At 32.2% G+C, this 12887-nt stretch carries 13 protein-coding genes and 1 tRNA gene; 5 read left to right on the top strand and 9 right to left on the bottom strand.

Features of this window, described 5'->3' with window-relative positions:
* Nucleotides 1-12 precede the first annotated feature (12 nt).
* Nucleotides 13-921 (bottom strand): NAD(P)/FAD-dependent oxidoreductase, encoded by a 909-nt coding sequence (locus tag C7447_RS03780; protein WP_211354897.1) that lies wholly within the window; start codon nucleotides 919-921, stop codon nucleotides 13-15.
* A gap of 206 nt (nucleotides 922-1127) precedes the next feature.
* Between C7447_RS03780 and C7447_RS03775 the strand changes: the two genes are divergently transcribed.
* Nucleotides 1128-1508: a Fur family transcriptional regulator gene (locus C7447_RS03775; RefSeq protein ID WP_148868899.1), complete on the top strand. Its 381-nt coding sequence runs from the start codon at nucleotides 1128-1130 to the stop codon at nucleotides 1506-1508.
* 25 nt (nucleotides 1509-1533) lie between these two features.
* On the opposite strand, the gene C7447_RS03770 is transcribed toward C7447_RS03775, so the two are convergent.
* The 7 genes from C7447_RS03770 to C7447_RS03740 all read right to left on the bottom strand — a co-directional run bounded on the left by C7447_RS03770 (nucleotide 1534) and on the right by C7447_RS03740 (nucleotide 6819).
* On the bottom strand, nucleotides 1534-2994 hold the full coding sequence (locus C7447_RS03770) for a type IV secretory system conjugative DNA transfer family protein (protein WP_148868897.1): 1461 nt from the start codon (nucleotides 2992-2994) through the stop codon (nucleotides 1534-1536).
* On the bottom strand, nucleotides 2991-4025 hold the full coding sequence (gene mobB, locus C7447_RS03765; RefSeq protein WP_148868895.1) for a MobB family relaxase: 1035 nt from the start codon (nucleotides 4023-4025) through the stop codon (nucleotides 2991-2993). Before mobB ends, C7447_RS03770 begins: the two co-directional genes overlap by 4 nt.
* On the bottom strand, nucleotides 3991-4566 hold the full coding sequence (locus C7447_RS03760; RefSeq protein ID WP_148868894.1) for a BfmA/BtgA family mobilization protein: 576 nt from the start codon (nucleotides 4564-4566) through the stop codon (nucleotides 3991-3993). Before C7447_RS03760 ends, mobB begins: the two co-directional genes overlap by 35 nt.
* Nucleotides 4567-4959: 393 nt before the next feature.
* A complete protein-coding gene (locus C7447_RS03755; RefSeq protein WP_148868892.1) occupies nucleotides 4960-5157 on the bottom strand; it encodes a hypothetical protein in 198 nt (65 codons plus the stop codon).
* A 16-nt stretch (nucleotides 5158-5173) separates the two neighbouring features.
* On the bottom strand, nucleotides 5174-5623 hold the full coding sequence (locus tag C7447_RS03750; RefSeq protein WP_148868890.1) for a JAB domain-containing protein: 450 nt from the start codon (nucleotides 5621-5623) through the stop codon (nucleotides 5174-5176).
* A 71-nt stretch (nucleotides 5624-5694) separates the two neighbouring features.
* Complete coding sequence (locus C7447_RS03745; protein ID WP_148868888.1) at nucleotides 5695-6030, bottom strand: single-stranded DNA-binding protein; 336 nt, start codon at nucleotides 6028-6030, stop codon at nucleotides 5695-5697.
* 716 nt (nucleotides 6031-6746) lie between these two features.
* Nucleotides 6747-6819 (bottom strand) — tRNA-Met (locus C7447_RS03740).
* A gap of 120 nt (nucleotides 6820-6939) precedes the next feature.
* On the opposite strand from C7447_RS03740, the gene era reads away from it, so the two are divergent.
* Complete coding sequence (gene era, locus C7447_RS03735; protein ID WP_148868886.1) at nucleotides 6940-7821, top strand: GTPase Era; 882 nt, start codon at nucleotides 6940-6942, stop codon at nucleotides 7819-7821.
* On the opposite strand, the gene C7447_RS03730 is transcribed toward era, so the two are convergent.
* Nucleotides 7818-8330, bottom strand: a complete 513-nt coding sequence (locus C7447_RS03730; protein WP_148868884.1) for an ABC transporter ATP-binding protein — start codon at nucleotides 8328-8330, stop codon at nucleotides 7818-7820. The two genes, era and C7447_RS03730, sit on opposite strands and share 4 nt — an antisense overlap.
* A gap of 180 nt (nucleotides 8331-8510) precedes the next feature.
* On the opposite strand from C7447_RS03730, the gene der reads away from it, so the two are divergent.
* The 3 genes from der to C7447_RS03715 all read left to right on the top strand — a co-directional run bounded on the left by der (nucleotide 8511) and on the right by C7447_RS03715 (nucleotide 12863).
* Nucleotides 8511-9815, top strand: coding sequence for a ribosome biogenesis GTPase Der (gene der, locus C7447_RS03725; RefSeq protein WP_148868883.1), 1305 nt, complete (start codon nucleotides 8511-8513; stop codon nucleotides 9813-9815).
* A gap of 220 nt (nucleotides 9816-10035) precedes the next feature.
* Entirely contained in the window at nucleotides 10036-11232 is a 1197-nt protein-coding gene (locus C7447_RS03720) for an acyltransferase family protein (RefSeq protein ID WP_148868882.1), read from the top strand.
* 68 nt (nucleotides 11233-11300) lie between these two features.
* Complete coding sequence (locus C7447_RS03715) at nucleotides 11301-12863, top strand: protein adenylyltransferase SelO (RefSeq protein ID WP_148868880.1); 1563 nt, start codon at nucleotides 11301-11303, stop codon at nucleotides 12861-12863.
* Nucleotides 12864-12887 lie beyond the last annotated feature (24 nt).

Raw genomic sequence — 12887 nt, 5'->3', positions numbered from 1 at the left:
ATGATTTTGTAGTTAGAATTCCTCGTCAGTTAGTTCTTTGTTTATAAAAGCTCCTGCAAAGTTTCCACGATAGACAGCATTAGCGATTGAACGCATCATAGTTGAATTGTCACCACAGGCGTAGACGCCCTCAATAGTTGTTTTTTGAAAATCATTTACTTCAATAAAACCCTGTTCATCCACTTCACAACCTAGCGAAGTAGGTATATCTGAATGTTGTGTGAATGGCAAAGCTGCATAGATGCCTTCAAAAGCTTTTTTGTTGCCGTTATTGAAAATCACATTGTTAACCTGTCCGTTCTCGTGTTCTATTTCTAAAATTTCAGATTCAATAATTTTTATGTTATGTTTCTCTAGTTTTGCTAATTGTTCTTCATTAAAATTTGCTTTTCCTGAAGTTAAAATTGTAAGATTGTCTGTCAAATTATTAACTAATGAAGCTAAATGAAAAGCCCTGTCTCCATTTGCCATAATTCCAGTTTTTTTATTTCGCAATTCATAACCGTGACAATAAGGACAGTGTACCATAGAAATACCCCAACACGCTGCAAAACCTTCTATGTTTGGCATTGTGTCTTTAATTCCCGTAGCAAAAATTAATTTCTTCCCCGTAAATTGTTTACCTGATTCTGTGACGATTCTAAACCCAGTTTCAGTTTTCTTTCCGCTTACAGCAAGGTCGTTATGAAATGTAACCGTAGTGTAGTTCAAAACCTGTTCTTTAGCTTCTGCAGTTATTTCAGCTGGCTTTTTTCCATCTTGTGTAATGAAGTTATGTGAATGTGGCGTTTGTTTATTACAAGGCTTACCACTGTCGATAATTAATACGTTTCGTAATGAACGACCTAATACCATTGCTGCGGAAAGTCCAGCATAACTACCACCTATTATGATTACTTCAAAGTTTTTATTTTGTTCCATGTCATTGTATTTAGTAAAACTCATTAATGAGTTAGGTAAAGCGATTACTAATGAAGCTATAATTCCTTGTTTTATTACATCTCTTCTGTGCATGAAAATAATATTAAATGCCACTATGTCGCATTAATTTGTTTTGCAAATATATTAGTATTTTACTATATTGCAAACATATCGCAATAATAATTGCAAATAAATCGCATTAATAAATGAAAAGAAGAAATACACCTACTAAAGAAGCTGTTTTAGGAGTCTTAACAGGGACTAGCAAAGCAATGAGCCAAGATGCGATTGAGCAGAAGATAGATATTGATATCAATAGAGCTACTATTTACCGCGTTTTAAATCGCTTTTGTGAGGATGGGGTTCTCCATAGAATAGTTGCAGAGGATGGGAAACAATATTTTGCCGTATGCGTGAAATGTGATGATAGCTCTATAAGAACACCTTTACACCATTTTCATTTTCGTTGCACAAAATGTGAAACTATTGAATGCCTGCCTGTACCCGTACATTTTTCACTTGAAAAAGGCTATAATGTTGAGAGTGTGAATTGTGTACTTACTGGTGTTTGTAAAGATTGTTCTTAAACACCTCTTTTGGATTAACCCTACTTTAAATGAATTGAGTTTGTTGTTTAATAAAAAAACGTTCAATATCCCTATGAATACGGTAAAAATTTAGCTCTGATTCTTCTTTTGAATATTGCTTATTTTTTATAGACCTTTTCTTATAAATTGATTGAAGTTTAAAACTTATTTTTTTATCCATCCCGTCAGCAAAAGCAATAAATTCACCAGGTTTTAATCTAAAAAAAATCTCTGCTTTTCTTTTTGGCACTTCTTTTTCTCCTTTGGTAATTCGAGCATCCCAAGAAAGCCCTGTACTCTTACTAATACTTTTTGTGGGGTTCTTTATAATTTCAAAAAAACGTTCATAATATTTAGCCGTATCAGGATCGTTAACCTTACCAAAGAACTGATAGGAAAGATTGCTTAATATAGCTTTGCTGGCTTTTTCTCCATAGAGCATATCGTTTTGGATTTTATCCTGCATTACATACACAGTTGCAATATCATAGCTTCGTAATGTTGCTGGAATACGATGCATGTTCAACAGTTTTATAGTTGGAGCTTCTTCCATAAGCACAAAAGCTGATTCTTGATTTCTCATGCTCATCTGCTTAATAACTGTGTGCATAATTGTGGCAATGATCGGTGAATATGCTGATTCGTATTGCGGATTATTGACTATGGAAATTACAGCTTTGTTATTAGGATTATTAATATTCAAGGGAACTTCATCTGCAGAAAGAACCATAAATATTTTTTGTGATGAGATTTTTTTAAAAGCATTGGCTAAGGTACTTTTCACACCTGCAGTTTGTTTTTCCGATTCAATTCCGTTAATAAAAGCACTTGCCATAGCTTTAGAGGTAAAATCGGAATTTAAAAAAACTACTAACTTTTTAGTGCTCATGGTCTGATATAGTGCAATTAAATGTGGTAATGTACATAGCTGTGGATAAGCAGTTTTTAATTTCCAAATAAGGCCACTTAATAACCCTTCAACAGCGTCCATAAAAAACTTTGAACTTCCTGATGCTTCAGATAAATTCATTTCCAGAAGATTTTCAATTAAAACTTTGGATACTTCGTTTACACTCTCTTCATTGGGTAAATATCTTGGAGCAATAGGGTTTACTCGATGATAAATTTTATCAAATGAAATGGTATAAAAATCAACATCCATATCTTTAAAGAGAGGATAAGCAATCTCTGTCAATTCAAAATCTTTATAATCATGAATGATTCCACAGAAATTGTACTTCGCAAAGTGTTGTAATAAATTATACACTACACTTTCTGTTTTCCCACTTCCTGCAGAACCAATAATGGATACTCCCCTTCTAACATTATCTATCTTAAATTTTCCTTGTTTTAGTTTAAAATGGACTTGATACTTCTTATTTGTTTTTGAATTCTCCTCAGAAAAAATATAAACATAAAAGACAATAACCGTTATTAGTGCTGGTAATACAACATATAAAATGATATGTGCCATTGTCCAATTCATATCCCGATTGAACTTGATTGAATACCTCTATCTAATGTTCTTTTTAATTGTTTGAATACCTTGTATGCTAATTGTGCCTTATTAACAGGTATGTTCATCGGCGGTACTGGCATTCCAGATTTCCCCAATAGTTTAAATGCAAGTGCTTTTTGGCTTGTTGGTAAGCCCATTAAACTAGCAAAATACTTTTCTGGATTTTTAATGAATGTTTTGCGTGCTGTGTAGGTTTCAACATAGTTACGATTATAGTTTAATTGCTTATCAAAAATCTCTTCTGACTTCTTGAAAAAAGCATCACGGTTAAACCCCCGTTTTACTTGCTTACCATGCATGTTAACTTCTGATGCTTTATGCTTACTTCCTGGTGACAAACTGTATTTGTTACTTATGTCCTTTCTACTTACAATAATATGGATATGTGTTTGTGATCCTTCTTTTGCCATACCCCGTACGATACGCTTTCCATTTATTTGATATGGTGCTTCCCTTTCGAGTTTGGCTATTTTCCTGTTTAAACTTTTTATATTGCCTTCTACCATTCCATTTTTAATACTTTTAATTTGCTGCTTTAACTCCAAAATTTTGGTAGCATAAGGTTGATTTTCTTTGACAGCCTTATCAGTTCCTTTGTAGGTACGACTATGTTCAATCTTTGCATAAAACTTAATGTCATTGACTGTTACTTTCTGTCCATTAATCTCACGGTTAAAAGATTCGGCATACGCTATCATTAATTCATTGGTATAGGTTTTTAAATCTTTGGAATGATTTTGCAGTTGGTTCAATTCCCGTTTACTCGGATTAACAGTAATGGAATAGAAACGAGGTTCATTACGTTTTAATTTCGCAGTATTACTATCTATCTCACGAATAACTTCATCTGCTTTTATTTCTTCTCCAAATTGATTAAAAAACTGTTCTTGTTCTTCAATAATTCTACCTTCATTTTCCTTTTCTAAATAGCTTACAAAATTTGCTGAGCTTCGGGCATAATTATCACCCAATTTCTGTGCTGTTATGGTTATATACATTTTCAATCCTATTTTTTAATTCCTGGTATTCTTTTTTTGATATCTCCAATTTTAAGAAGCTACTGCCAAAAGTTCCTTTAACTGGTTTGATGCTATTTAAAACCAACTCAAGATCGTTACACATTGCTTGATGCTCGCTTTGGATTTTGAAATAATTATCACGATAATAATTAAGCTCTTCGCTTTCAGAAATAAGTTCCGGAGTACCAAAATCAAATGTTTCTTCTTCACTATCTCCGGAAGCTTGCTCAAATAACTGTTGTAACATAATAGTGGTAGGCTTAGTTTGGCTTTTTTCAATATCACGAATAATAGCAATAACAGCATTGAAACGCCGTTTCATTTGGTGCTTTAAACTAGAGATAGTTTCTCCCAAGCGGTCATTTGGAGAAACTTCATTTACTTGAAAAAAATCTAACATAGCCAATAGAGTCAGGGACTGGGATTTTCCGAAACTCCTACAAAATTTCCTGTACTTTTTGGCAATGGAGATTTTAATGCTCAAACACGTAAATTGTTCTTTTTGATATCCTTTATCCATTTTTCCATTAAAATTTCCTTGTTTTTACTGGGTTCTCTTGATTTTTCCATTAAAAATCAAAAATCTCATTACTATATAAATTTCTTCAACCCCTTATTTTTAAGGGGTTTGAAAAAGAACTAGAATATATAACATCGCTTTAGCGTGTTACCCTCTTGCTTTTCCTTTTCGTCACGCGAGCGTGACAAAAATCCAAACAACATGATTAGAAAATCAGTTGCTTTAAAGTTCAATGATTTGGAAGTTTTAGGTTGTCAATTAAAAAGTGAAATAATAGTTTTGACAACCATTTTAATGCAGGAACATTACCATATAAATATACAAATTGATCTGTTTATAAGATGTAAAAAGGCTCAACATTAAATTTGAACCTTTTTGTAGTAAATTGATTAATCAAACATTAAAAATATAATCATAATTGTATAGATTTCGTATTGCTTCTTCATCTAATAGCGTTTTATAATCTATCTGATGGTTTTGAGCATAGGCTTTCAATTGGTCTCCAAATCGACTTTCAATATCCTTTTTTGAGATTGTGAGTAATCGGGTTTGGGTTTCTTTATCTAGGTTATTATAATTCAAAAAAATCATAACTAAATAATTGAAATTATAACAAACCGTTATCCGCAAAACTAAAATATTGTTTCTTCGGAGTGATAATAATATGGTCTAATACTTTCACATCAAGTAGCTTTGCTGCTTTAACGATTTTAAAAGTTAACTCCTTATCAGCTGTACTAGGTTGTAGTTTTCCACTGGGGTGGTTATGTGCCAATATAATACCAACTGAAAGGGTTTTCAATACTATAGCAAACAGTATTCTTATATCTACCATTGTACCCGTTATTCCGCCAATAGATAAGGAGGAAATCCCCTTAACTTTATTAGCATTGTTCAACAAAAGAATTTTGAATGTTTCGCGTAAACCTATATTGGCAGTATCCCAATTCCTGAAAAGTAAATTGGCAACATCTTCGGAGTTTTTCATAGAAGCTGATTTTAATGTGCTTATTTTTTCTCTATAACTAATTTGTATTTCATTAACTTTGTATTTCATTGTTTTACTTTTAAAGGTGAATAATGAAAAAGAGAGCAAGACTTTCCCAGAGACATGCTCTCTTTATTTATCTATTTATTTCCCAATAGTAGGATTTCGTCTGCTACCACTTCAGTAACATATCGTTTTACACCTTCATTGTCCTCATATGAGCGTGAAGTCAATTTACCTTCAACAGCAATTTCTTTACCCTTAATTACATATTTTTCAATGATTTCTGCTGTCTTGCCCCAGGCAACAATAGTATGCCAATTAGTATCCACTTGTTTTTCGCCCTTACTGTCTTTATAGTTTTCATTGGTCGCTAAGGAAAAACGGGCTACTTTCTTTCCACTTTCAAGGTTGGTAATTGCTGGTTCTTGACCAACATTTCCAATTAACTGTACTTTGTTTTTTAATGTACTCATGATTTTTGAAATTTATAAATTAAACATTGATTTACTTATTATATCCAGAAGCGTTTTCCTTTTTGTCTTTTAGTGTCACTTCCTTTTTGGATATTTTGATATGATTTCATGATTCGTTGTTTTTGATTTACTTCCCATAGAGCCGTCAGCTGTTACCTTTTTTGTTGCTTACACATTTTCAATATTTAGGCTTATTAAGGACTTATAAAAAGTGCGAGGTTAGCCTGCGCTGAGCGTAGTCGAAGTGAGCCTGATTATGCAGTCCGTTTAAGCCTAAATGTTGGTGATTTGCTGGCAAAAAAGGTATTAGGTTGGTGGTTCAGGCTTAGAGCAAAAACGTAGTATGAAGAACAACAACCTATCAGGAAGTGATACTAAATTTAAATTTGAAATTCTGATTAGGCGGACTTAATCCGCGATTTTAGCTTGGAATGAAATGCTCCTTCCCAGCATAGCGGGAAGGATTAATGGAATATAAGGCTAAAATGATGGATTGTGTCCAAGACTTTTGAAGCGAAGTGTTTTTTCTCGTAACCTATTACTACTAAATTGAAGAAATAGTAATTGAATCTTATTTACACTCAATTCGAATTAATTTAAATCAAGTTTTATTTTAAGATGAAATTTATAAAAAACTTCTCTCATTCTGTACCTATTCTGTACCCATTGAAATAAAAAAAGCTCCCAAAAAAATTGGAAGCCCTTTATTTATCTAGTAGCGGGAACTGGACTCGAACCAGTGACCTTCGGGTTATGAGCCCGACGAGCTGCCTACTGCTCTATCCCGCGATTTGTGGGTGCAAATATACAACCTTTTCTTTGTTTTAACCAAACAAATTTTTATTTTTTTATAAAAACTATTTTTTAACTATTATAACTATCACTCTAAAAAACAATTACCTTTGCTACATGACACATAAAGCAGGATTTGTAAACATTATTGGAAACCCAAATGTTGGAAAATCAACCTTAATGAATGCCTTAGTAGGCGAGAAACTTTCAATCATTACCTCTAAAGCGCAAACTACACGCCATCGAATTTTAGGTATTGTAAATGGTGAAGATTATCAAATTGTATTTTCAGACACCCCTGGAATTATACAACCCGCTTACGAATTACAAGAATCTATGATGGATTTTGTCAAGTCTGCTTTTGATGATGCCGATGTCTTAATTTACATGGTGGAAGTGGGTGAGAAAGAGCTTAAAAATGATGCTTTCTTTAATAAGATCATAAATAGTAAAATACCTGTAATCTTATTACTTAATAAAATTGATAAGTCTACTCCAGAAGAAGTGGATGAAAAAATTGCTTATTGGCGTGCAAAAGTTCCAAACTCATTCGTTTATGTAATTTCAGCATTAGAAAAATTTAATGTAGAAAGTGTTTTTTATAAAATTATAGAGCTGTTACCCGACTCTCCTCCATTTTACCCTAAAGATCAATTAACCGATAAATCTGAACGTTTTTTTGTTAATGAAAAAATTAGAGAGAAAATTTTGCAACAGTATAAAAAAGAAATACCTTATTCAGTAGAAGTAGAAACTGAAAGTTTTTCCGAAGAAGACGGTATTATAAAGATTCGCTCAGTAATAATGGTAGAACGTGAAACTCAAAAAGGTATTATTATCGGGCATAAAGGAGCCGCTATAAAACGTGTTGGTACAGAGGCTCGAAAAGACTTAGAAAAGTTCTTTGATAAAAAAGTGTTTTTAGATTTGTATGTTAAAGTAAATAAAAATTGGCGCTCAAACGACCGTCAGTTAAAACGTTTTGGTTATAAGGATTAATTAATATTTTCAAGAATGTCTTTCATGAAGTTTTTTAAATCATCCATTTGATTTTTTCCTGTTTGTTTTCCAAATTGACCTAAAAAATATAATAAAAACCAAATAATAGGTAAGACTACTAACATTACTAGTGGAAAAACTACGCTTTCTCCAAATTTGTTTTTCACATAAAACATGATTGTAAAGCCTATAAAAGCAGTAGCTACAAAGAAATGAACAAACATAAATAATGTCCAAACTTGTGGTTTAGGCCCAAATAATCCTTTAATTTTTGTCTTTCCCTCATCTTCAACTACCTCAAAATGTAATTGCGGTGACCAAAAATGAGTTTCCTTTTCTGGAATATCAATAAAAATATGATTATCAGAAATCCTAGTTTTAAAATCTTTTTTATTTTCCTTTAGGTTTGATAAAAGTGTATGCATTACCTCTGTTGCTTTTCTCTCACACATAATCGAAAATCGAGGTCGAAGAAATATTTCACTATTCTGTTCTTCTCTTCTATTCATTTTAACCCAAAACTATTAATCAACTTTCTCAAATCTAATACAAAAAAATTACATCAAATAGGTTTACTTGTATTCTCCATTGAAGTGATAACAAAACTCTAAAAACCAAGCCCCTTCAAAAACAAAGCTTTATTAACTATAATCACAAATTAAAACTATCTTTGCACAAATTTTTGCAAAATGAGTAGTATTGTAGCCATTGTAGGGAGACCTAACGTAGGAAAGTCAACTTTATTTAACCGATTAGTACAACGTCGTGAGGCAATAGTCGATTCTGTAAGTGGTGTGACACGTGATCGTCACTACGGAAAATCAGAATGGAATGGAAAAGAATTCTCCGTAATAGACACCGGAGGATACATTGTTGGGTCTGATGATATTTTTGAAGGAGAAATTCGCAAACAAGTTCAATTAGCTATTGAAGAAGCAGATATTATTGTTTTTGTAGTTGATGTTGAGCAAGGGATTACACCTATGGATACAGAAGTTGCAAAAATATTACGCCAAGTTAAAAAACCTCTTTTTATGGCAGTTAATAAAGTTGATAACGCAATGCGTGATGCTGATGCTGTCGAATTTTATAATCTTGGTTTAGGAGAATATTATACAATCTCATCTATTAATGGTAGTGGAACTGGGGAGTTGTTAGATGCAATTGTAAAAGAAATACCAGAAGATAACGAAGTTGAAGAAGATGAACTACCACGTTTTGCTGTTGTTGGAAGACCCAATGCTGGGAAATCATCGTTTATTAACGCTTTAATTGGTGAAGAAAGAAATATCGTAACAGATATTGCGGGTACCACTCGTGATTCTATTGATACTAAGTATAATCGTTTCGGATTTGATTTCAATTTAGTTGATACTGCCGGAATTCGTAAAAAATCGAAAGTAAAAGAAGATTTAGAATTTTATTCTGTAATGCGCGCTGTTCGTGCTATTGAACATTGTGATGTTGCGATACTTGTGGTTGATGCCACACGTGATTTTGAAGGTCAAGATGAAAAAATATTCTGGCTGGCAGAAAAGAACAGAAAAGGTATTGTTATTTTAGTTAATAAATGGGATTTAATAGAAAAAGAGACAAATACAATGCGTGATTATGAAGCAAAAATCCGTAAAACTATTGCTCCTTTTACCGATGTTCCTATTATATTTATTTCTGTACTAAACAAACAACGTATTTTTAAAGCTATTGAAGCTGCAGTCGAAGTTTACGAAAACAGAAAAAGAAAAATACAAACTAGTAAGCTAAACGAAACTATGTTGGATATCATTGAACATAATCCACCTCCAGCAACTAAAGGAAAGTTTATCAAAATAAAATATTGTATGCAATTACCTACGCATACACCACAGTTTGCTTTCTTTGCAAATCTTCCACAGTATATAAGAGATCCATATAGACGTTACCTTGAAAATCAATTACGAGAACGTTATAATTTTACGGGTGTGCCGATAACTATTTATTTTAGACAGAAATAAAATACAATAGTGATTTAACAAAAAATATCCTGTGAGTAATTACTCACAGGATATTTTTTTTTTGGAAAGCATCAAAAAAGAACAAAAATCATGTCAAAATTGAATTCAAATAAGAAAACAAATTACAGTTTAAGAAAACGGCTTCCTCTTATTTTATATAATTTTATTATCTTGTTTTTACATATCCATTCTTAAATGCACACAATAAAAATCAGTTTAAATGAATAAAGTAAAATCAGAAAAAAGACTGTTAGCTCTTGATGTATTTAGAGGAATTACAATTTCTGCAATGATATTAGTAAACAATCCAGGAGATTGGAGTTATAAATATACTCCTTTAAGTCATGCAGAGTGGAATGGGTTAAGCCCTACAGATTTGGTGTTCCCTTTTTTTGTTTTGATTATGGGAGTGTCTATGTACCTATCTTTTAGAAAATTTGATTTTAAGTTTTCTGCAAAGACATTTAAAAAGATAGCAAAGAGATCGTTATTAATATTTATTATAGGACTTTTATTGAACTGGTTTAGTCTTTTTTTGAGTAAATTTAATTCACTAACGAATGAAGAATCTAGCTTTGGTTTTTTTCAAAAAATTAGCCAAGCGGCTTTAAGCTATGATAATTTGCGCATTCTTGGAGTTTTGCAACGACTTGCGCTCATTTCATTTTTTGGATCCATAATTATTCTTCTAATAAAACATAAATACATTCCGTGGTTAATAGGCAGTATTTTAATTTTGTATTGGGTAATTATAGGAGCAACAGAAAGTTATCTGCCAACCGAAAATAGTATTGTTGCTATTATTGACAGAGCTGTTCTGGGAGCAAATCACATGTATACTGACCATTTTTCTAATGGAACACAACTAGTTCTCGATCCTGAAGGTCTTTTTAGCACAATTCCAGCTATCTCACAAGTGTTGGTCGGATTTCTAATTGGAAAAATAATTTCGGAAAAAACAGAAATGAACAATACTCTACAAAAAATATTTATTGTTGGAACTATTATTTTGTTTATCGGTTTTTTAATTAATTATGGATTTCCAATTAACAAGAAAATATGGAGTTCTTCTTTTGTTTTGGTTACTAGTGGTCTAGGAGCTCTTAGTCTGGCGTTGCTGATATGGATAATTGATGTTAAAGAGAAAAAAAAGTGGAGTGCCTTTTTTGAATCATTTGGAGTAAATCCACTGTTTATATATGTTATATCATTCTTGTTATCTATACTTATTGGTAATATTGGTTTAACTCATAATGGTAATTGGAATTCTATAAAATCATTTTTATATAGCAACTATATAAATTCTATATTTAGTAATAATTATTTAGCTTCCTTAGTTTTTGCATTACTCTTTGTACTAATAAACTGGGGTGTTGGCCACATATTATACAAAAAAAAGATATATATAAAATTATAAAAGAACTCTTTGCAATTATACCTAAAGCTGTAAAATATAGAACATATTTACTAAAAAAAAATCAACTCATGAAGTTACAAATTGATGATACTTTTCGTAAAGAATTACCAGGTGATAAAGTTTTAGAGAACCATCGTCGACAGGTAGTTGATGCATGTTTTTCATATGTTGAACCAAAAAAGACATCTAATCCAAAACTTATCCATATTTCGGATGAAATGTTACAAGAGATTGGGTTAACTAAAGAAGATGCTACTTCAGAAGATTTTCTAAAGTTTTTTTCAGGTAATCAAGTATATGAAAATACACATCCGTATGCCATGTGTTATGGTGGACATCAATTCGGAAATTGGGCAGGACAATTAGGTGACGGTCGCGCTATCAATTTATTTGAGGTTTTACACAACAATCAACGTTGGGCGTTGCAACTAAAAGGTGCTGGTGAAACTCCTTATTCTCGTTCTGCGGATGGTTTAGCTGTATTACGCTCTTCTGTTAGAGAGCATTTGTGTAGCGAAGCTATGTTTCATTTAGGAGTTCCTACCACTCGTTCTTTATCGTTCAGCTTATCAGGAGATAAGGTTATGAGAGATGTAATGTATAATGGAAATCCAGCTTATGAAAAAGGTGCTGTTGTTTGTAGAGCAGCCCAAAGCTTCATTAGGTTTGGGAATTTTGAGATTCTAGCTTCAAGAGAAAATCATCAAACATTACAATTACTTGCAGATTATACAATCAATTATTTTTATCCTGAAATTACTTCCGAAGGAAAACAAAAATATCTGGATTTTTTAACTGAAGTTCGTAACCGAACTATCGACATGATTGTGCATTGGCAACGTGTTGGGTTTGTACACGGAGTGATGAACACAGATAACATGTCTATTCTCGGACTTACTATCGATTATGGCCCTTATGGTTGGTTAGAAGGTTTTGATTATCAATGGACACCTAATACAACCGATGCACAACATCGCAGATATCGGTATGGAAATCAACCATATATTGGTATGTGGAATTTATACAAACTAGCCAATGCATTGTACCCATTGGTAGAAGATGCTACACCTCTTCAAAAAATTCTCGAAGAATACGAAAAATTATATCTAATAGAGTATGAGAACATGATGCAAGCTAAATTAGGTTTATTATCCTCAGAAGATTCATCAGAAATTATATCTCAACTTGAAAAAGTTTTACAACTCAGCGAAACAGATTACACTATTTTCTTCAGAAATTTAGGTAATATTAATAAAAACGACACTCCCGAAAATGCTATTAATAAAATTGAATTTGCTTTTTACAATCCCGAAGAAATAAAAGGAGAAATTAAGAATGAATGGGGGAATTGGTTTTCAAATTATTTAAAAGTCTTAAAAACAGAAGCGCTTTCCGATGAAGAAAGAAAGAAAAACATGAATCTCATAAATCCGAAGTATGTATTGCGAAATTACATGGCGCAACTTGCTATAGACGATGCTGATAAAGGAGATTATGAGTTAATTGATGAATTATATCAATTACTTAAAAAACCATATAAGGAACAGCCAAACTATGAAAAATGGTTTGCGAAACGACCAGAATGGGCACGTAACAAAATTGGCTGCTCAATGTTATCGTGTAGTTCATAATCGAATTTATTGTATATTAGTATT

This window comes from Tenacibaculum adriaticum (assembly GCF_008124875.1).
Taxonomy (GTDB): Bacteria; Bacteroidota; Bacteroidia; order Flavobacteriales; family Flavobacteriaceae; genus Polaribacter; species Polaribacter adriaticus.
This window is presented reverse-complemented; position numbering and strand designations above follow the sequence as displayed.